The sequence below is a fragment of the Eleftheria terrae genome, assembly GCF_030419005.1.
Taxonomy (GTDB): domain Bacteria; phylum Pseudomonadota; class Gammaproteobacteria; order Burkholderiales; family Burkholderiaceae_C; genus Caldimonas; species Caldimonas terrae.
Genome location: NZ_CP106951.1, coordinates 3,951,569 through 3,969,055, shown reverse-complemented (window position 1 = coordinate 3,969,055; position 17,487 = coordinate 3,951,569). Strand labels below are relative to the sequence as shown.

At 65.3% G+C, this 17,487-nt stretch carries 25 protein-coding genes and 1 tRNA gene; 3 read left to right on the top strand and 23 right to left on the bottom strand.

Features of this window, described 5'->3' with window-relative positions; translation table 11 throughout:
* Window positions 1-55: 55 nt before the first annotated feature.
* Together N7L95_RS17670 and N7L95_RS17665 are read left to right on the top strand one after the other, a co-directional pair.
* On the top strand, window positions 56-1,627 hold the full coding sequence (locus N7L95_RS17670) for a M28 family metallopeptidase (protein ID WP_301256561.1): 1,572 nt from the start codon (window positions 56-58) through the stop codon (window positions 1,625-1,627).
* Between the two features lie 143 nt (window positions 1,628-1,770).
* Window positions 1,771-1,998 carry a hypervirulence associated TUDOR domain-containing protein gene (locus N7L95_RS17665; RefSeq protein WP_301256560.1) on the top strand — a complete coding sequence of 76 codons (228 nt, stop codon included), beginning with the start codon at window positions 1,771-1,773 and terminating at the stop codon, window positions 1,996-1,998.
* Between the two features lie 43 nt (window positions 1,999-2,041).
* Here N7L95_RS17665 and N7L95_RS17660 read toward each other — a convergent pair whose 3' ends face one another.
* Window positions 2,042-2,575, bottom strand: a complete 534-nt coding sequence (locus N7L95_RS17660) for a DUF6630 family protein (RefSeq protein WP_301256559.1) — start codon at window positions 2,573-2,575, stop codon at window positions 2,042-2,044.
* 428 nt (window positions 2,576-3,003) lie between these two features.
* Between N7L95_RS17660 and N7L95_RS17655 the strand changes: the two genes are divergently transcribed.
* Window positions 3,004-3,915 (top strand): amino acid ABC transporter substrate-binding protein, encoded by a 912-nt coding sequence (locus tag N7L95_RS17655; protein ID WP_301256558.1) that lies wholly within the window; start codon window positions 3,004-3,006, stop codon window positions 3,913-3,915.
* Between the two features lie 304 nt (window positions 3,916-4,219).
* Here the strand turns inward: N7L95_RS17655 and N7L95_RS17650 are convergent.
* The 22 genes from N7L95_RS17650 to rplX all read right to left on the bottom strand — a co-directional run bounded on the left by N7L95_RS17650 (window position 4,220) and on the right by rplX (window position 17,477).
* Window positions 4,220-4,296 (bottom strand) — tRNA-Met (locus N7L95_RS17650).
* 104 nt (window positions 4,297-4,400) lie between these two features.
* The gene (dsbD, locus tag N7L95_RS17645; protein WP_301256557.1) at window positions 4,401-6,410 is read right to left on the bottom strand and encodes a protein-disulfide reductase DsbD; all 2,010 of its coding nucleotides are present in this window, start codon (window positions 6,408-6,410) and stop codon (window positions 4,401-4,403) included.
* Window positions 6,411-6,415: 5 nt separating this feature from the next.
* Complete coding sequence (cutA, locus tag N7L95_RS17640) at window positions 6,416-6,754, bottom strand: divalent-cation tolerance protein CutA (protein ID WP_301256556.1); 339 nt, start codon at window positions 6,752-6,754, stop codon at window positions 6,416-6,418.
* A gap of 7 nt (window positions 6,755-6,761) precedes the next feature.
* The gene (locus N7L95_RS17635) at window positions 6,762-7,547 is read right to left on the bottom strand and encodes an ABC transporter permease (protein WP_301256555.1); all 786 of its coding nucleotides are present in this window, start codon (window positions 7,545-7,547) and stop codon (window positions 6,762-6,764) included.
* Window positions 7,548-7,565: 18 nt separating this feature from the next.
* Window positions 7,566-8,495: an ATP-binding cassette domain-containing protein gene (locus N7L95_RS17630; RefSeq protein ID WP_301256554.1), complete on the bottom strand. Its 930-nt coding sequence runs from the start codon at window positions 8,493-8,495 to the stop codon at window positions 7,566-7,568.
* Between the two features lie 172 nt (window positions 8,496-8,667).
* Window positions 8,668-9,066: a 50S ribosomal protein L17 gene (gene rplQ / locus N7L95_RS17625; protein ID WP_301256553.1), complete on the bottom strand. Its 399-nt coding sequence runs from the start codon at window positions 9,064-9,066 to the stop codon at window positions 8,668-8,670.
* Window positions 9,067-9,187: 121 nt separating this feature from the next.
* Entirely contained in the window at window positions 9,188-10,174 is a 987-nt protein-coding gene (locus tag N7L95_RS17620; protein WP_265403374.1) for a DNA-directed RNA polymerase subunit alpha, read from the bottom strand.
* Window positions 10,175-10,322: 148 nt separating this feature from the next.
* Window positions 10,323-10,946: a 30S ribosomal protein S4 gene (gene rpsD / locus N7L95_RS17615; protein ID WP_301256552.1), complete on the bottom strand. Its 624-nt coding sequence runs from the start codon at window positions 10,944-10,946 to the stop codon at window positions 10,323-10,325.
* Window positions 10,947-11,112: 166 nt separating this feature from the next.
* Entirely contained in the window at window positions 11,113-11,517 is a 405-nt protein-coding gene (rpsK, locus tag N7L95_RS17610; RefSeq protein ID WP_301256551.1) for a 30S ribosomal protein S11, read from the bottom strand.
* Window positions 11,518-11,550: 33 nt separating this feature from the next.
* Window positions 11,551-11,916: a 30S ribosomal protein S13 gene (gene rpsM, locus N7L95_RS17605; RefSeq protein ID WP_301256550.1), complete on the bottom strand. Its 366-nt coding sequence runs from the start codon at window positions 11,914-11,916 to the stop codon at window positions 11,551-11,553.
* A 44-nt stretch (window positions 11,917-11,960) separates the two neighbouring features.
* A complete protein-coding gene (rpmJ, locus tag N7L95_RS17600; RefSeq protein WP_047196694.1) occupies window positions 11,961-12,074 on the bottom strand; it encodes a 50S ribosomal protein L36 in 114 nt (37 codons plus the stop codon).
* Window positions 12,075-12,161: 87 nt separating this feature from the next.
* Window positions 12,162-12,380: a translation initiation factor IF-1 gene (gene infA / locus N7L95_RS17595; RefSeq protein WP_009855680.1), complete on the bottom strand. Its 219-nt coding sequence runs from the start codon at window positions 12,378-12,380 to the stop codon at window positions 12,162-12,164.
* 33 nt (window positions 12,381-12,413) lie between these two features.
* Entirely contained in the window at window positions 12,414-13,724 is a 1,311-nt protein-coding gene (gene secY, locus N7L95_RS17590) for a preprotein translocase subunit SecY (protein WP_301256549.1), read from the bottom strand.
* 32 nt (window positions 13,725-13,756) lie between these two features.
* On the bottom strand, window positions 13,757-14,191 hold the full coding sequence (gene rplO / locus N7L95_RS17585; RefSeq protein WP_301256548.1) for a 50S ribosomal protein L15: 435 nt from the start codon (window positions 14,189-14,191) through the stop codon (window positions 13,757-13,759).
* A 16-nt stretch (window positions 14,192-14,207) separates the two neighbouring features.
* Window positions 14,208-14,393: a 50S ribosomal protein L30 gene (gene rpmD, locus N7L95_RS17580; protein ID WP_301256547.1), complete on the bottom strand. Its 186-nt coding sequence runs from the start codon at window positions 14,391-14,393 to the stop codon at window positions 14,208-14,210.
* Between the two features lie 16 nt (window positions 14,394-14,409).
* A complete protein-coding gene (gene rpsE / locus N7L95_RS17575; RefSeq protein ID WP_301256546.1) occupies window positions 14,410-14,928 on the bottom strand; it encodes a 30S ribosomal protein S5 in 519 nt (172 codons plus the stop codon).
* 24 nt (window positions 14,929-14,952) lie between these two features.
* Entirely contained in the window at window positions 14,953-15,318 is a 366-nt protein-coding gene (gene rplR / locus N7L95_RS17570; RefSeq protein ID WP_301256545.1) for a 50S ribosomal protein L18, read from the bottom strand.
* Window positions 15,319-15,329: 11 nt separating this feature from the next.
* Window positions 15,330-15,863, bottom strand: coding sequence for a 50S ribosomal protein L6 (gene rplF, locus N7L95_RS17565; protein WP_301256544.1), 534 nt, complete (start codon window positions 15,861-15,863; stop codon window positions 15,330-15,332).
* Window positions 15,864-15,880: 17 nt separating this feature from the next.
* Window positions 15,881-16,276, bottom strand: coding sequence for a 30S ribosomal protein S8 (gene rpsH / locus N7L95_RS17560; RefSeq protein ID WP_301256543.1), 396 nt, complete (start codon window positions 16,274-16,276; stop codon window positions 15,881-15,883).
* 18 nt (window positions 16,277-16,294) lie between these two features.
* Window positions 16,295-16,585 (bottom strand): 30S ribosomal protein S14, encoded by a 291-nt coding sequence (gene rpsN / locus N7L95_RS17555; protein ID WP_416136172.1) that lies wholly within the window; start codon window positions 16,583-16,585, stop codon window positions 16,295-16,297.
* Window positions 16,586-16,608: 23 nt separating this feature from the next.
* Window positions 16,609-17,148 carry a 50S ribosomal protein L5 gene (gene rplE / locus N7L95_RS17550; RefSeq protein ID WP_301256542.1) on the bottom strand — a complete coding sequence of 180 codons (540 nt, stop codon included), beginning with the start codon at window positions 17,146-17,148 and terminating at the stop codon, window positions 16,609-16,611.
* Window positions 17,149-17,159: 11 nt separating this feature from the next.
* On the bottom strand, window positions 17,160-17,477 hold the full coding sequence (gene rplX, locus N7L95_RS17545) for a 50S ribosomal protein L24 (protein ID WP_301256541.1): 318 nt from the start codon (window positions 17,475-17,477) through the stop codon (window positions 17,160-17,162).
* Between the last annotated feature and the right edge of the window lie 10 nt (window positions 17,478-17,487).

Below are 17,487 nucleotides of genomic sequence, written 5' to 3'. Positions count from 1 at the left end.
CCACAACCGCTCGATGCCCCACAAGGGCGGAGCACCGGACCCGAGGAGCACCTTCATGTTGCAGACCCTTTCCTCCCCCCTGCCTGCCCGCAGGCTCCTGCTTTCGGCCTCGATCTCGATGGCCTTGTTGTCGCTGGGCGCCTGTGGCGGTGGCGGCGACGCGGACGACGGTGGGGCGCAGGCCGACATCGCGGCGGTCGCCGAGCCAGCGGTCGCTCCCTGCCGAGCCAGTGGCAACAACGTCTTCGACCAACTGCTCGGTTGCGTCACCGTCGACGGTGTGCGCCGCCACCTGGCCGCGCTGCAGCGCATCGCCAACGCCCACCACGGCACCCGTGTGTCGGGCACGCCGGGCTTCAATCAGTCCGCCGACTATGCCGAGAAGGTGCTGCGCCGGGCCGGCTACCAGGTGACGCGGCAGGAATTCCAGTTCCAGACCTTCCTGTCGCGCTCGCCGAGCCAGCTCGAGCAGGTGGCCCCGCGACCGGTGCAGTCGATCGAGAACCGCATCATGAGCTACTCCGGCAGCGGTCAGGTGCGCGCCGCAGTCGCGCGCCCCTCGGGCGCCGCCACCGGTTGCAGCAGCGCCGACTTCGCCGGCTTTCCGGCCGGCAGCATCGCCCTGCTACGGCGCGGTGACTGCACCTTCGCCGTGAAGGCCACCAACGCGAGCGCCGCTGGCGCGGTGGGTGCGGTGATCTACAACAACATCCCCGGCGACCTGAACGGCACGCTGGGGGCCGACTTCACCCTCGACCTGCCGGTGACTTCGGTCTCGCAGGCCACCGGCGAGCGGCTGGCAGCCACTGCCGGCCTGGTGCTGAGGCTGAAGACCGACACCTTCCGCGGCCAGGCCACCACCAGCAACGTGATTGCAGAAACGGCCGGCGGTGACGCCAACCATGTGGTGGTGGTCGGCGCCCACCTCGACTCGGTGGACGCCGGGCCCGGCATCAACGACAACGGCTCGGGCTCGGCTGCCATCCTCGAGACCGCGGTGCAGATGGCCGGCATGAGGGTACGCAACAAGGTGCGCTTCACGCTCTGGGGCGCGGAAGAGTCCGGCCTGGTCGGCTCGACCCGCTATGTGGAGCAGCTCACGCAGGCCGAGCGCGACCGCATCGCGCTGTACCTGAACTTCGACATGATCGCCTCGCCCAACGCCGGCTACTTCATCTATGACGGCGACGACTCCGACCAGGTGGGAGCCGGCCCCGGCCCGAGCGGGTCGGCCGCCATCGAGAAGACGCTGCAGGGCTTCTACAGCCGCCGCGGCGTCGCCTTCCGGGGAACCGACTTCTCCGGCCGCTCCGACTACGGTCCCTTCATCGCGCAGGGCATTCCTTCGGGCGGCATCTTCACCGGTGCCGAGGAAGTGAAGACCGCAGAGGCCGCCGCGCTGTGGGGCGGCCGCGCCGGCGAAGCGTACGACCGGTGCTACCACCAAGCCTGCGACACCTACGACAACATCAACCTGCGCGCGCTGGACGTGAATTCCGATGCCGTGGCGTACGCGACGCTGTACTACGCGATGAGCGCCCGGCCGCTGGCCGACCTGCGCAAGAAGGCGAGCCAGTACACCGCCCCGGTGGTCACCTGGCCGGAGCATCCGCCGGTGCGCCAGTGATGTCGTGAGCCGCGGGCCGGACGCCTTCCACGCCCGGCCCACGCGGGCCCGCAAGCCGCTGCCCCGCCCGCCATGGGGCAGCGCCCTCGGCAGGGCGCGCGCCTTGCTGCTCATCAGGTTCAGTCACCCTGACCCCAGCGCCGATGAACCGCAAGAAGCAAACGCCGCCCCCCCTGCATGCCGGCGACAAGGTGTCGTGGCAGACCCCACAGGGCCGCACGGCCGGCACGGTGGTGAAACGCGTCACCCGCCCGGCCCAGGCCGGTGGCCACACCGCACAGGCCTCCTCGGAGGACCCGCAATACGAAGTGCGCAGCGAGAAGTCCGGCAAGACCGCCATCCACCGCCCGCAAGCCCTGCACAAGCGCTGATGCCGGAGGCCGCCGCGGCACCTGCTGCGTCGGCGGCAGCGTGCTACCGCCCGTGCAGGCGAAGCGAATCGGACACGGCCTGCTCAGCCGGCGCTGCCGCGATGCCCAGCTCGCTGCACAAGGCCAGCAGCCGGGGCAGGTCTGCCAGGTCCACCAGCACCAGCTGCCACGCGGTGGACGACACCACCGGGCCGAAGTCGAGCAGCACAAGGCCCAGGCCGGCGAGCTGCGCCTGCACTGCATCAAGGGCCTGCAGCGTGTCGGCATAGCCGCCCACGTCCTCTGGCGTGAGGTCGACACCCAGGCCCCCGTCCGGCAGGCGATCGATTACCTGCTCGTAGAGCTGGTCGAGCTGGTCGCCCTGCAGCAGCACGTCTTCAGCGAGGTGCTCGCACAGCACCCATTGCCACAACGGCGTCGCGGCACTGTCGCTCCAGCGCAGGTCGGTGTGCTTGCGCCGGTAGGCGTCGGGCCGCGCTCGGGCAGCCAGCACCTCCTCCGCCATCACACGCGCCCGATCCGGCGGCAGGCGGCCAGCGCCGAGGCGATAGATCAGTTCCAGCAGTTCTTCTTCCAAGCTTGTCTTTCCCGGTGAGTGGCGCACGCGCATGGCGTGCCATTGCGGCATGTTGGCCTTCGATGATCCCAGCAATGCGGCCGGTGTGCGCGTTGCCGCCGCTGCGCAGGCCGTCGAAGCGCTCCCCCAGGGGCGCTTCTTCCGATCCCCGCCGCTGGGCCGGCGATCGATCGCGCCCACGGCACGCCAGCTACGGCCCATGGGCCTCAGCACCCTGGCCTGTCTCGCTGGAATAAATCTCCAAAGCCTCCTTGGCCGGCCATCGATCTACCCCCTCAAACGAAGGGATGGCGAACGTTTCACTAGTAAAACTTTTATCAACGCTCTGAATATTCTGCCGCGACGCCTATGATGCCGCCCTTTCCTGACCCGGCAGGCCGCCTCATGAGGGCGGCCCTGCCGCACGCAACTCGAAGAAAGAACAGCGCATGAAAGCTTCTACCTGGGGGCGCCAGCTGGCTGGCGCGATGCTCACCGTCCTGGCCGTCTGCAGCGCCCAGGCGCAGGCCAGCACCGACACCTTGTCGCGCATCCGCGATCGCCGCAGCATTTCGCTGGGCGTGAGCGATGTCGACCGGCCGTTCTCCTACCTCGACGCGTCCAAGCAGCACACCGGCTATTCCGTGGAGCTGTGCCTCGCTGCGGTGGAAGAGATCAAGCGCGAACTGAAGCTGCCCGACCTGAAGGTGAACTTCGTGCCGGTCACCACCGCAGAGCGGCTGCCACGACTGCAGTCCGGCGAGATCGACCTGGAGTGCGGCTCTTCCACCAACACCAAGGCACGCCAGGCGCAAGCCGACTTCAGCTACACCATCTTCGTGGCGGGCATGCGGGTGCTGGTGCCCAAGGGCACGAAGATCGAGACGGTGAAGGACTTCGACGGCCTGCCGGTGGCCGTGAGCAAGGGCACGACCTCCGAGAAGCTGTTCAACCAGCTGCAAGGCTCCGGCGAGGCGCGCATGCAGCTGCAGCAGTACGCCAGCAACCGGGAAGCCTTCCAGGCCCTGCGCCAGGGCAAGGCCCGCGCCTTCCCGCAGGACGATGCGCTGCTGCTGGCCCTGGCCTCCGGCGACAAGGCACTCGACGCGCTGGGGCTGAGCAGCATCACGCTGTCCGTCGAACCCTACGGCATCATGATGCGCAAGGGCGACGCCAAGCTCGGCGAGCTGGTCGACCGCACCCTGGCACGGCTCTATGCAAGCGGCGACATCCAGAAGCTCTACAAGAAGTGGTTCACCACCGACGAGCTGAACATTCCGATGAACCGCCTGACCCGCGACAGCTTCATGCGGCCGAACAAGGAAGCCGGCGTGGCGATGCTGCTGGGTTACTCGATCTGAGCGCAGCGCCTTGCGCTGGTTCTGCCAAAGGCCGCAGCTGCGGCCTTTTTGCCGTCTGGCCGCAACTGCGGCCTTTTTGCCGTCTGGCCGCCAGGGCCTGTGCTGCCGGGCGTGACGGCACGGCCGCTGGCCTGCCGTCGCAGCCACAGCCACAGCCACAGCCGATCCATGTTCGCCGCTCATGATCTCGTCATGCCGCGGCACACGCGGTGTTTCCTGGCCGATGCACCACGATGCCATGGCCCAGAAGCAAAAAAGCCAACCTTTCGGTTGGCTTTTTCACTGCGGCCAGTGCCGCTGTATTTGGTTGCGGGGGCAGGATTTGAACCTACGACCTTTGGGTTATGAGCCCAACGAGCTACCAGACTGCTCCACCCCGCGACAGAGATGAGACTATAGCATATGTTCTTTATCTCGCGCTAGTGCTTCGTCCCAAAAAATAGAAATAGCGTCCGACGGGCCCGTGTTCCGTCCTCGTGCCTCGATCAGAGCCCGGCAGCGGCCAGCGTTTCGACAAAGCGGTCTGCCGACTGGAAGCCGATCACCCGTGCCTCGCGCAGCTCGCGGCCTTGCGCATCGAAGAAAAGCGTGCCGGGCGGCCCGAACAGCCCGAAGCGCTTCAGCAAGGCGCGATCGGCCTCATTGTTGGCGGTGACGTCCGCCTTGAGCAGCAGCGCACCTGCCAGCTTGTCCCGCACCCGCGGGTCGGTGAAGGTGAAGCGCTCCATCTCCTTGCAGGAAACGCACCAGTCAGCATAGAAGTCGAGCATGACCGGCCGCCCTGCGCTGGCCAGCGCCTGGTCCAGCTCTGCCACGCTGCTGACCTTGCCAAAGACCGGGCCGGCCGAGGCGGCCGTGGCGGCGCCTGCCGACGGCACCCGTGCCGCCAGATGGCCCAGCGGCTGCAGCGGATCGCGCCCGCCCGAGGCCGCGCCGACGAGCTGCATGGCCCCCAGGACCGCCAGCACCACGCCCAGGCCTTTCAGCAGCTTGTCGGTGCCACGTGCGCCGCCGTGCAGCGGATCGAACACCCGCAGGTAGACCGCGCCGATCAACAGGAAGCTGCCCCACGACACCATGGCCGCCCAGCCCGGCAGCACCGGCTGCACGATCCACAAGGCCACCGCGATCAACAACGCGCCGAAGAAATGCTTCACGTGCTCCATCCAGGCGCCCCCCCGTGGCAGCCAACGACCCGAGGATGCGCCAATCAGCAACAGGGGCACGCTCATGCCGGCAGCCAGCATGAACAGGGCCAGACCGCCCATCAGCACGTCGCGAGTCTGGCTGATGTAGACCAGCGCACCGGCCAGCGGTGCCGCCACGCAGGGGCTGACGATCAAGGCCGACAGGCCCCCCATCAGGAACACGCCGCCCATGCTGCCGCCGGGCAGGCGCCCCGACACCTTGGAAAGCCGCTCGCGCCAGGCGGTGGGCAGCTGCAACTCATAGAAGCCGAACATCGACAGCGACAGCAGCACCAGCAACGCCGCGAAGACAATCAGCACCGGCGGCGTCTGCAGATGGGCAGCCAGCCCCTCCCCGGCCAAGGCCGCGGCAATGCCGAAGGCGGTGTAGACGAGCGCCATGCCGAGCGAGTAGCTGGCCGCCAGCAGCAGGCCGCGGCCTCGCCGGGAACTGCCGCGCTTGCGATCCGCCTGCCCGACGATGATGGAGGAAAGGATGGGCAGCATCGGCCACACGCAGGGCGTCAGCGACAAGCCCAGCCCGGCAACGAAGAAGGCCAGTGCCACGGTGGAGAGGCGGCCCGAGCGCAAGACGCGCTCGATCGCGCCGGCCTCGTCCGCCGGACGGGCGCCGGCGGCCCCTGCACCGGCGGTGGCCGCCGGCGTTGTTCCCGGTGCCGTCGCTGCCGATGCCGCAGGCTGCGCCTCGGATGCCGGCAGCGCCGAAACGCGGGCACCGCCCGTGCTGGCCGCGGGGCTGCGGCCCAGCATGCCCCCCAACAGGGCACCGACCCCGGGGGCGGCCTTGCCGCCGGCGCGTGGCGACGCCCCGTCGCTCACCACGCTGACGGCATTCACGCCGCCGCCGAAGGCCAGCAACCGCACTTCGGCATGGTGCTGCATCGGCGGATAGCACAGCCCCTTGTCGGCGCAGCCCTGGCTGGTGACGCTCAGCAGGAAGGGCCCTTTCGCCTGCTCCACCGGCAGCTTGATCAGCAAGCGGCCCCGGTGCGTCTCGACGTCCTTCTTGAAGGTGTCGTCGTATTTCACCTTGCCCGCCGGCATCTGCGCCGGTGCCAGCGTGGCGGCCGGTGCCGCTTCGAACTTGAATTGCTCGTGGTAGAGGTAGTAGCCCTCGGCGATCTCGAAGATCAGCTCGACGCTGCGGTCGTCGAGCGCACGCGCGGAAAACTGGAAGGCCTGGTCCGGCTCCAGGAATTCCTCCTCTGCACGCACCTGCCCCGTGGCACCGAGCAACAGGGCCACCAAACCCAGCAGCGCGGCAAGATACCTCCAACGACCCGTCATCCGACTCACTCCTGTTCTGTTTCTCTGACCATCCACCGCAGATAGGGTTCCAGGCCATCGGCGATGCCGGTGGCGATGAGCTCCGGCACTTCATAAGGATGCAATTCCGGCAGCCGCGCCTTGAGCTGCGGCCAACGCTGCCCGGTGGTCTTCAGCAGCAGCAACCATTCGGCGCTTTCCTGCAGCTGGCCTTGCCACCAGTAGAGCGAGCGCACACCCGGCACCACGTTCACGCAAGCCACCAGGCGCTCTTGCAGGAGCTGGCGGGCCAGGTGCCGCGCAGCATCCTCGCTGTCGATGGTGGTGAAGGCCAGCAGGCTGGCATCGGCGCAGGGCGAGTTCATGCCTGCCTCACTTGAAGAATCGACGCCGCGTCAGCACCAGCGCCAGGTAGTAGCCCACCACCGCGTAGCCCAGCATCAGGGCCAGCGGCCGCAGCCAGTGGGCCGGCATCTCGCCGATGACGAGCGGTCGCACCAGTTCCACTGCGGCCGCCAGCGGCAGCAGGCGGGCCAGCGTTTCGAGCCAGTCGGGCAGCTGCTCCAGCGGGAAGTAGATGCCGGACAGGAAGGTCATCGGCGTCAGCACCAGCGTGAAGTAGTAGGTGAAGAAGTCATAGCCCTTGGCCAGCGCATTGAAGACCAGCGCGATCGAGGAGAAGGTGATCCCCACCAGGAACAGCACTGGCAAGGCCAGCAACAGCGTCGGCTGGCGGCTGATGCCCAGCAGCACGAGCACCAGGGCGATCGCCACCGCCGAGAACAGCGACTTCATGGCCGCCCACAGCATCTCGGCCAGCACGATGTCGTCGAGGGCCACCGGCGCGTTCATGATGCCGTCCCACGTCTTCTGCACGTGCATGCGCGAAAAGGCGGAGTACAAGGCCTCGAACGAGGCGGCATTCATCGCACTCATGCAGATGCTGCCCGAAGCAAGGAAGAGGATGTAGGGCAGCCCCTGCACCTCGCCCACCAGGGCACCCAGGCCATAGCCGAACGCCACCAGGATGATGAGCGGCTCGGCGATGTTGCCGATCAGGCTGGGAATGGCCAGCTTGCGCCAGACCAGCAGGTTGCGCTTGACCACCGGCCAGACACGGGGCGACAGGCGGGGCACGGCATAGAACGAAGTCAGCATCGCGAACTCCCGATGGGGTCAGGCTTCCTCACGGATCTGCCGGCCCGTGAGCTTGAGGAACAGGTCTTCCAGGTTCGCCGGCCGGTGCAGGTAGCGCACGGTGTGGTCGCCAGCAAGCGCCTCCAGCAGCCGCTTGGGCTCGCTGAGGTAGAAGAAGAAGGTCTCGCCGCTCGCCTCCACGCGCTGCGCCAGCCCACGGTGGCGCTCGGCCAGGGCGGCGGCGCCGTCGCCATACACCTCGATCACGTCGCTTTCGAGGTGCTCCGCAATCAGGCCGCGCGGCGTGCCCTCGGCAATCTTGCGCCCATGGTCGAGCACCAGCAGCCGGTCACACAGCCGTTCTGCCTCGTCCATGAAATGCGTCGTCAGCAGGATCGATTTGCCCTGCTGCAGCAGCAGCTTCAGCCGCTCCCACATCAGGTGCCGGGCCTGCGGGTCCAGCCCGGTGGTCGGCTCGTCGAGCAGCAACAGGTCGGGGTTGTTCACCAGCGCCCGCGCCAAGCTGAGTCGCCGCCGCATGCCACCGGACAATTCGCCCGGCCGTGCATGCGCTTTGGACTGCAGCGATGCGAACTCCAGCAGCTGCGGCACCCGCTCGTCCACCTCTCGCCGTGACAGGCCGAAGTAGCTGCCGTAGACCCGCAGGTTCTCGGCGCAGGTGAAGTCGGGGTCCAGGCTGTCGAACTGCGTCACCACCCCCAGGCGCGCCTTCGCCTCACGCGCCTGGGCCGGGATCGGCAGGCCGAAGGCCCGCAATTCCCCGCCGTCCGGTGCCGCCAGCCCCAGGCAGATGCGGATGGTGGTGGTCTTGCCCGCCCCGTTGGGGCCGATCACGCCCAGGCATTCGCCGGACCGGATCTCGAAGGACAGGTCGTCGACCACCGTGCTGGCGCCGAAGCGCTTGGTCAGGTGATCGACACGGAAGAGCACTTGTGCGGAAGATGACATGCCAAGCAGTGTGCCAAACGGGCGTCGGGTTTGTCGTGTCCGGGTTTCCGCAGTGGCTCGCAACGCGCTCCTTGAGCAACCGGCCTCGGGCGACGCCCCAAAGACAAAGGCCAGCGCAAGGCTGGCCTTTGTGAGGATGCCGGCCCGTGATCAGGGCCTGCGCCGCGTCGCCTTACTCGGCAGCGGCTTCGGCAGGAGCGGCTTCCGACGCTTCCGGACGGTCCACCAGCTCGACGAAGGCCATCGGCGCGTTGTCGCCAACACGGAAGCCCATCTTCAGGATGCGGGTGTAGCCGCCCGGGCGCGCGTTGAAACGCGGGCCCAGCACTTCGAACAGCTTCACCACGTTGTCGCGATTGCGCAGGCGGTCGAAGGCCAGACGCTTGTTGGCGACGGTCGGCTCCTTGGCCAGCGTGATGAGGGGCTCGACCACACGGCGCAGTTCCTTGGCCTTGGGCACGGTGGTCTTGATGGCCTCGTGCTCGATCAGGGAATTGGCCATGTTGCGCAGCATCGCCAGGCGGTGCGCAGAGGTACGGTTCAGTTTACGGAGGCCATTACGGTGGCGCATGGTGCTTTCCTTTCTTTATTGAACCCCGGCCGTATCAGGTACCGGGGGTTGCACGCACCCCGGTGGAACCGGGGCGACGGGGTGGCCACAGAAGGGTCCACCCCGGTTTTCCTAAACAGGATTAACGCTTGTCCAGGCCGGACGGCGGCCAGTTTTCCAGGCGCACACCCAGCGTCAGACCACGGGAAGCCAGAACTTCCTTGATCTCGTTGAGCGACTTGCGGCCCAGGTTCGGCGTCTTCAGCAGCTCGGTCTCGGTGCGCTGGATCAGGTCGCCGATGTAGTAGATGTTCTCGGCCTTCAGGCAGTTGGCCGAGCGCACCGTCAGCTCCAGCTCGTCCACCGGACGCAGCAGGATCGGGTCGAACTGCTGGCTGCGTTGCGCCGGCTGGTCGAAGGCGGCAATCTCGCTGCCTTCCAGCTGTGCGAACACGGCCAGCTGCTCAACCAGGATCTTGGCCGACGCGCGGATCGCTTCCTCCGGCGAAATCGCGCCGTTGGTCTCGATCTCCATCACCAGCTTGTCCAGGTCGGTACGCTGCTCGACGCGAGCGCTTTCCACCGTGTAGCTGACGCGCTTGACCGGCGAGAACGACGCATCCAGCACGATGCGGCCAATCGACTTGGTCGGCTCGTCACCAAAGCGGCGCAGGTTGCCCGGCACATAGCCACGGCCCTTCTCGACCTTGATCTGCATGTCGAGCTTGCCGCCTTGCGACAGGTGCGCGATCACGTGGTCCGGATTGATGATCTCCACATCGTGCGGCGTCTGGATGTCGCCGGCCGTGACCGGGCCTTCGCCTTCCTTGCGCAGCACCAGCGTGACTTCCTCGCGGTTGTGGAGGCGGAACACCACACCCTTGAGGTTCAGCATGATGTGGACGACGTCTTCCTGCACGCCGTCGATCGTCGAGTACTCGTGCAGCACGCCGGCGATCGTCACTTCGGTGGGCGCATAGCCGACCATGGACGACAGCAGCACGCGGCGCAGTGCGTTGCCCAGCGTGTGGCCATAGCCCCGCTCGAACGGCTCGAGCGTGACCTTCGCGCGGTGGCCGCCCAGCGGCTCCACGTTGATGGCTTTGGGTTTGAGCAAATTGGTTTGCATGAGGTCTTCCTGTCAATACCCTCGGCTCGTTACACCGATAAGGCTGATGGACCACCCGGGGGGCACTGCCCCTCCAGGGCCGGAACATGGCAAAACCCGCCAACGCACGGCGGGCCGCCGGGCGTTTGCGGGTTTCGGATCGAGAGAATCAACGCGAGTACAACTCGACGATCAGCGATTCATTGATCTCGGCGCCGAATTCGTCGCGGTCCGGGGCTTTCTTGAAGACGCCTTCCAGCTTGGCACCGTCGACCTGCACCCAGCCGGGCAGGCCGATGGAGTCCGCCAGCTTGAACGCGTCCTGGATGCGCAGCTGCTTCTTCGCCTTCTCGCGCACCGCCACCACATCGCCGGCCTTCACCAGGTAGGACGGGATGTTGACGACTTCACCGTTCACGGTGATGCCCTTGTGCGACACCAGCTGGCGCGCTTCGGCACGGGTCGAGCCGAAGCCCATGCGGTACACCACGTTGTCGAGGCGCGATTCCAGCAGCAGCAGCAGGTTCGCACCGGTGTTGCCGCGGCGACGCTCGGCCTCGGCGAAGTAGCGGCGGAACTGGCGTTCCAGCACGCCGTACATGCGCTTGACCTTCTGCTTCTCGCGCAGCTGCAGACCGTAGTCGGAGGTGCGGGAGCCGGAGGTGCGGCCGTGCTGGCCGGGCTTGGAGTCGAACTTCGCCTTGTCGCCGATGGCGCGACGAGCGCTCTTCAGGTAAAGGTCGGTGCCTTCGCGGCGGGACAGTTTGGCCTTGGGGCCGAGGTAACGTGCCACTTGAGTGTGTCCTCTGAGTGCTGACGTGTCCGGGCCTGGGGCCACAGGTCACGCGAGTCTGGCATGGTTGGAGAAAGTTCTTCGATGCGCAGACGGTGGGCTTCAACGAAACCGCCGGCCCGGGGTTTGCACACCGGCCGGCGAACCAAAAGCTTCGAATTCTAGCTTAGATGCGGCGACGCTTTTGCGGGCGGCAGCCGTTGTGCGGGATCGGCGTGACGTCCGAGATCATGTTGATCCGGATGCCCAGCGCGGCCAGCGCACGAACTGACGACTCGCGACCCGGGCCAGGGCCCTTGATCTCGACGTCCAGGTTCTTGATGCCTTGCTCTTGGGCGGCGCGACCCGCCACTTCCGCAGCCACCTGGGCAGCGAACGGCGTGGACTTGCGCGAGCCCTTGAAGCCTTGACCACCGCTGGACGCCCAGGACAGCGCATTGCCTTGGCGGTCGGTGATCGTGATGATCGTGTTGTTGAACGACGCGTGCACGTGGGCGATACCGTCCGCAACGTTCTTGCGGACCTTCTTGCTCACGCGGCGTGCCGCGGAATTCGCAGGGGCTTTAGCCATGGTGACCTTCTTTCAATCAGCTAGTGCGGCGGCTTACTTCTTCTGCGCGACGCCGGACTTGCGCGGACCCTTGCGGGTGCGGGCGTTCGTGCGCGTGCGCTGGCCGCGCATCGGCAGGCCGCGGCGATGACGGAAACCGCGGTAGCAACCGAGGTCCATCAGGCGCTTGATGTTCATCGTCGTTTCACGACGAAGGTCGCCTTCGATGGTCAGGCGGCCGACTTCTTCACGGATCTTTTCCAGATCGGCGTCGGTCAGGTCCTTGATCTTCTTGCTGCGCTCGATGCCGCAAGCGTCACAGATCTTCTGCGCCGTGGTGCGACCGATCCCGTAGATCGAGGTCAGACCGATTTCCGCGTGCTTCTGGGGCGGAATGTTGATACCAGCAATACGTGCCATGGGGTCCTCTAATTCGCGTTCATCAGATCGATCGGACTAGCCGATCAGCCCTGGCGTTGCTTGTGACGCGGGTCGGTGCAAATCACGCGAACCACGCCATTGCGACGGATGATCTTGCAATTGCGGCAGATCTTTTTGACGGATGCCGAAACTTTCATGGTCTTCTCCTTGACCTGTTGTGTTGCTCGCTACACCGACCTGCGGGCCTGATGAACGCTCTAGAAATTCCGGGTAGGAAGGGTTGCTCACTTCGCCCGGAACACGATGCGAGCTCGACTCAAATCGTAGGGCGTCAGTTCGACGGTCACTTTGTCGCCGGGAAGGATGCGGATGTAGTGCATGCGCATCTTTCCGGAGATATGACCGAGCACGACATGCCCGTTTTCCAACTTCACGCGAAACGTTGCATTGGGCAAGTTCTCTAGAATCTCGCCCTGCATCTGAATGACGTCGTCTTTCGCCATGCGTCGTTCGTCCGTTTCGCGTTGGAGCCGGCCTCAGCCAGCCTTGAAATTTGCCTTCTTCAGCAGCGACTCGTACTGCTGGGACATCACGTACGACTGCACCTGAGCCCAGAAGTCCATGGTCACCACCACGATGATCAACAGAGAGGTCCCACCGAAGTAGAACGGTACGTTGTACTTCAGGATGAGGAACTCCGGCAGCAAGCACACCGCCGTGATGTAGATCGCACCGGCCAGCGTCAGACGCGCCAGGATGCGATCGATGTAGCGAGCCGTCTGGTCCCCCGGGCGGATACCCGGGATGAACGCACCGCTCTTCTTCAGGTTGTCTGCCGTCTCGCGGCTGTTGAACACCAGCGCGGTATAGAAGAAACAGAAGAAGACGATCGCGGCCGCATACAGCATCACGTACACCGGCTGGCCGGGGTGCAATGCATCGGCAATGTTCTTCAGCCAGCGCAGGCTGTCACCGGTGCTGAACCAGCTCACCACGGTCGCCGGCAGCAGGATGATCGACGACGCAAAGATCGGCGGAATCACGCCGGCCATGTTCAGCTTCAAGGGCAGGTGCGACGATTGGCCGCCATAGACCTTGTTGCCGACCTGGCGCTTGGCATAGTTGACCAGGATCTTGCGCTGCCCCCGCTCGACGAACACCACGAAGTAGGTCACCAGACCCACCAGCGCAATGATCACCAGCGCTGCCACGACGCTCATCGCACCGGTACGCACCAGCTCGAAGAAGCCGCCGATCGCACCCGGCAGGCCGGCCGCGATCCCGCCGAAGATCAGGATCGAGATACCGTTGCCCAGACCCCGCTCCGTGATCTGCTCGCCCAGCCACATCAGGAACATGGTGCCGGCCGTCAGGCTGATCACCGCGCTCATGCGGAAACCAAAGCCCGGGCTGATCACCAGGCCCTGCGAGCTTTCCAGCGCGATCGCGATGGACAGCGACTGGAACAGGGCCAGGCCCAAGGTGCCATAGCGCGTGTACTGCGTGATCTTGCGCCGGCCCGCCTCGCCTTCCTTCTTCAGCTGCTCGAGCGAAGGCAGCACATAGCCCATCAGCTGCATGATGATCGATGCAGAGATGTACGGCATGATGCCCAGCGCGAACACCGTGAAGCGCGACAGCGCGCCGCCGGAGAACATGTTGAACAGGCTCAGGATGCCGCCGGCCTGCCCCTGGAAGAGCTGCTGCAGCTGCTCCGGGTTGATGCCCGGCACAGGGATGTGGGCACCGATCCGGTACACCACGAGCGCCATGACCAGGAACACGAGACGGCGACGCAGGTCGCCGAACTTCCCCGTCTTGGCCAGCTGGGTTGCGTTGGTTGCCACTGCTTGCTTGTCCTAGAGCCTGTTGCCTGCCGTCACTCGGCCAGGGAACCGCCGGCCGCCTCGATGGCTGCCTTGGCACCTGCCGTCGCGCCGATCCCCTTCAGAACGACCTTCTTCGTCAGTTGACCGGCTGCGATCACCTTGACGTTCTTGGCCAGTTCGGGAACCAGGCCCGCTTGCTTCAGCGCCAACAGGTCGACTTCCGCGGCGTCCAGGCGCTCGAGGTCCGTCAGGCGGATTTCGGCGTTGAACTTCAGCGACTGCGACTTGAAGCCACGCTTGGGCAGGCGGCGTTGCAGCGGCATCTGGCCGCCTTCGAAGCCCACCTTGTGGTAGCCACCGGCACGCGACTTCTGGCCCTTGTGGCCACGACCTGCCGTCTTGCCGAGGCCGGAACCGATACCGCGACCCACGCGACGCTTGGCGTGCTTGGCGCCAGCTGCCGGCTTGATGGTATTGAGTTGCATCTTGTCCTCAGCCGCTTCAGAGCACCTGAACCAGGTAGCTCACCTTGTTGATCATGCCGCGCACCGCAGGGGTGTCTTCCAGCACGGACTCGCTGTTCAGGCGGCGCAGGCCCAGACCACGCACGGTGGCGCGGTGGTCGGCACGGGTGCCGATCGGGCTGCGAACCAGCTTGATCTTCAGGGTTTTCTTCAAATCAACCATGACTTGCTCCCGGTGCTCAGCTGAAGAGCTCTTCGACCGTCTTGCCGCGCTTTGCAGCGATTTCGGCAGGCGTCGTCGAGTTGGTCAGCGCATCCAGCGTCGCGCGCACCATGTTGTAAGGGTTGGTCGAACCATGGCTCTTGGCCACGATGTCGGTCACGCCCATGACTTCGAAGACAGCACGCATCGGGCCGCCTGCGATGATGCCGGCACCGGCGGGAGCCGGTGCCATCAGCACGCGGGCCGCGCCGTGCTCGCCGTTCACCTTGTGGTGCAGCGTGCCGTTCTTCAGGCTCACCTTGATCATGTTGCGGCGGGCCTGCTCCATCGCCTTCTGGACAGCGACCGGCACTTCACGCGCCTTGCCCTTGCCCATGCCGATGCGGCCGTCGCCATCACCCACCACGGTCAGTGCAGCGAAACCGAGGATACGGCCGCCCTTCACCACCTTGGTGACGCGGTTCACCGCGATCATCTTCTCGCGCAGACCGTCGTCGCGACCTTCGTCGGCCACTTTCGGTTGAAACTTTGCCATTTCAGATTCCTTGAGGTCGTGCGCTTAGAACTGCAGGCCGCCTTCGCGGGCCGCCTCGGCCAGCGCCTTGACGCGGCCATGGAAGGCGAAGCCAGCGCGGTCGAACGCCACCTTCTCGACGCCGGCAGCCTTCGCCTTTTCGGCGATGCGCTTGCCAACCAGGGTGGCGGCATTCACGTTGCCGCCCTTGCCGGCACCACCCAGTTGCTCGCGCACTTCCTTCTCGGCGGTCGAAGCGGTCGCGAGGACCTTCTGGCCGTCTTCGGAAATCACGCTGGCATAGATGTGCGTGTTCGAGCGAAACACCGTCAGGCGCGCAACGCGCAGCTCGGCGATGCGGGCACGGGTCTGGCGGGAGCGGCGCAGGCGCTGTTCTTTCTTGGTCAACATCTCGCAGCTCCTTACTTCTTCTTGGTCTCTTTGATAGAGACCTTCTCGTCGGAATAGCGGATCCCCTTGCCCTTGTAGGGCTCGGGCGGACGGAAAGCGCGCACTTCAGCGGCGAGCTGGCCCACCACCTGACGGTCCGAACCCTTGATCAGGATTTCGGTTTGCGTCGGGGTTTCCACCTTGATACCTGCCGGCATTTCCTTCACCACCGGGTGAGAGAAACCGATTTGCAGGTTCAGCTTCTGGCCTTGTGCCTGAGCGCGGTAACCCACGCCCACCAGGTTCAGCTTCTTCTCGAAGCCCTTGGTGACACCGTTGACCATGTTCGCGACGAGCGCACGCATCGTGCCGGACATCGCATTGGCTTCAGCCGATTCGTTCACCGGAGTGAACGTCAGCTTGCCGCCTTCATTCTTGACCGTGACCAGCGAGTTCACGGGACGCACCAGCGTGCCCAGCGAACCCTTGACGCTGATCTGCTCGGCCGTGATCGCCACATCCACGCCTTGCGGGACGGCGACCGGCATTTTTCCAACGCGGGACATTGATTAGCCTCCCTCGATCAGGCGACGTAGCACAGCACTTCGCCGCCGATACCGGCTTGACGTGCTTTGCGGTCGGTCATCACGCCCTTGGGCGTCGTCACGATCGCCACGCCCAGGCCATTCATGACCTGAGGAATGTCGTGGCGGCCCTTGTAGATGCGCAGGCCGGGACGGCTCACGCGCTCCAGGCGCTCGATCACCGGACGACCGGCGTAGTACTTCAGCGAAATCTCCAGCTGCGGCTTGGCTTGTTCGCCACGCACCGCGAAACCGTCGATGTAGCCCTCGTCCTTCAGGACCTGGGCGATCGCCACCTTCAACTTCGAAGCGGGCATCGAAACGCTGGCCTTCTCAACGGTCTGTGCGTTGCGAATGCGGGTCAGCATATCGGCGATAGGATCACTCATGCTCATTGGATGTCTCCCTGCCGATTACCAGCTGGCTTTGACCACGCCCGGGATGTCACCCGAGAAGGCCAGTTCACGAATCTTGTTGCGGGCCAGGCCGAACTTGCGGAACGTGCCACGGGGACGGCCGGTCAGTTCGCAACGGTTGCGCTGGCGGGTCGGGTTGGCATTGCGCGGGAGCTTCTGCAGCTCCAGGCGAGCCAGGTAACGCTCTTCGTCGGACTTCTTGGCGTCGTTGGCGACCGCCTTCAGCTCGGCATATTTCTTCGCGTACTTGGCAGCCAGGTCGGCACGCTTCTGTTCGCGTTGCTTCATCGAAACTTTAGCCACGAGCCACCTCAGTTCTTGAACGGGAAACGGAACTCGGCGAGGAGCGCCTTGCACTCGTCGTCCGACTTCGCCGTCGTGGTGATGCTGATATTCAGGCCGCGCAGCGCATCGACCTTGTCGTACTCGATCTCGGGGAAGATGATCTGTTCTTTGACGCCGACGTTGTAGTTGCCGCGACCGTCGAAGGAACGACCCGAGATACCGCGGAAATCGCGCACGCGGGGCAGAGCCACGGTGACGAAGCGGTCCAGGAATTCATACATCTGGACGCCGCGCAGGGTGACCATGCAGCCGATGGGCACGCCGTCACGGATCTTGAAACCGGCGATTGCCTTGCGGGACTTGGTGACCACGGGCTTCTGGCCGGCGATCTTGGTGAGGTCGCCCACGGCGTGTTCCATCACCTTCTTGTCGGCGACCGCCTCGCTCACGCCCATGTTCAGCGTGATCTTGGTGATGCGCGGGACTTCCATCACCGACTTGTAGCCAAACTTCTGAACGAGGTTCGGCACCACTTTTTCGCGGTAAAACTCTTGCAAACGAGCCATCTCGAACCTCTTTAAGCCTTGATCTCTTCGCCGCTCGACTTGAAGACGCGCACCTTCTTGCCATCAGCCAGGAGCTTGATGCCAACGCGGTCGGCCTTGCCGGAAGCGGGATTGAAGATCGCAACGTTCGACTGGTGAATCGGCATGGTCTTGTCGACGATGCCACCGGTCGTGCCCTTCATCGGGTTCGGGCGCACGTGCTTCTTGACGACGTTGATGCCCTCCACCGTCAGGTGGTCGGCGTCGATGCGCGCGGACACGGTGCCGCGCTTGCCCTTGTCGCGGCCGGTCAACACGATGACCTGGTCGCCTTTACGAATTTTGTTCATGGCCTGCCCT

Coding starts and splice junctions, on each gene's coding strand:
- rplX (WP_301256541.1), bottom strand. CDS start 17,477: ATGAACAAAATTCGTAAAGGCGACCAGGTCATCGTGTTGACCGGCCGC.
- infA (WP_009855680.1), bottom strand. CDS start 12,380: ATGGCGAAAGACGACGTCATTCAGATGCAGGGCGAGATTCTAGAGAAC.
- rpsN (WP_416136172.1), bottom strand. CDS start 16,585: ATGAAGCAACGCGAACAGAAGCGTGCCGACCTGGCTGCCAAGTACGCG.
- rpmJ (WP_047196694.1), bottom strand. CDS start 12,074: ATGAAAGTTTCGGCATCCGTCAAAAAGATCTGCCGCAATTGCAAGATC.
- rpsH (WP_301256543.1), bottom strand. CDS start 16,276: ATGAGCATGAGTGATCCTATCGCCGATATGCTGACCCGCATTCGCAAC.
- cutA (WP_301256556.1), bottom strand. CDS start 6,754: ATGAACTCGCCCTGCGCCGATGCCAGCCTGCTGGCCTTCACCACCATC.
- N7L95_RS17655 (WP_301256558.1), top strand. CDS start 3,004: ATGAAAGCTTCTACCTGGGGGCGCCAGCTGGCTGGCGCGATGCTCACC.
- N7L95_RS17670 (WP_301256561.1), top strand. CDS start 56: ATGTTGCAGACCCTTTCCTCCCCCCTGCCTGCCCGCAGGCTCCTGCTT.
- N7L95_RS17635 (WP_301256555.1), bottom strand. CDS start 7,547: ATGCTGACTTCGTTCTATGCCGTGCCCCGCCTGTCGCCCCGTGTCTGG.
- rpsE (WP_301256546.1), bottom strand. CDS start 14,928: ATGGCAAAGTTTCAACCGAAAGTGGCCGACGAAGGTCGCGACGACGGT.
- N7L95_RS17630 (WP_301256554.1), bottom strand. CDS start 8,495: ATGTCATCTTCCGCACAAGTGCTCTTCCGTGTCGATCACCTGACCAAG.
- rplQ (WP_301256553.1), bottom strand. CDS start 9,066: ATGCGCCACCGTAATGGCCTCCGTAAACTGAACCGTACCTCTGCGCAC.
- N7L95_RS17620 (WP_265403374.1), bottom strand. CDS start 10,174: ATGCAAACCAATTTGCTCAAACCCAAAGCCATCAACGTGGAGCCGCTG.
- rplE (WP_301256542.1), bottom strand. CDS start 17,148: ATGGCTCGTTTGCAAGAGTTTTACCGCGAAAAAGTGGTGCCGAACCTC.
- rpsK (WP_301256551.1), bottom strand. CDS start 11,517: ATGGCTAAAGCCCCTGCGAATTCCGCGGCACGCCGCGTGAGCAAGAAG.
- rplR (WP_301256545.1), bottom strand. CDS start 15,318: ATGTTGACCAAGAAAGAACAGCGCCTGCGCCGCTCCCGCCAGACCCGT.
- rpsM (WP_301256550.1), bottom strand. CDS start 11,916: ATGGCACGTATTGCTGGTATCAACATTCCGCCCCAGAAGCACGCGGAA.
- rpmD (WP_301256547.1), bottom strand. CDS start 14,393: ATGGTTGATTTGAAGAAAACCCTGAAGATCAAGCTGGTTCGCAGCCCG.
- N7L95_RS17665 (WP_301256560.1), top strand. CDS start 1,771: ATGAACCGCAAGAAGCAAACGCCGCCCCCCCTGCATGCCGGCGACAAG.
- rplF (WP_301256544.1), bottom strand. CDS start 15,863: ATGTCCCGCGTTGGAAAAATGCCGGTCGCCGTCCCGCAAGGCGTGGAT.
- rplO (WP_301256548.1), bottom strand. CDS start 14,191: ATGCAACTCAATACCATCAAGCCGGCAGCTGGCGCCAAGCACGCCAAG.
- dsbD (WP_301256557.1), bottom strand. CDS start 6,410: ATGACGGGTCGTTGGAGGTATCTTGCCGCGCTGCTGGGTTTGGTGGCC.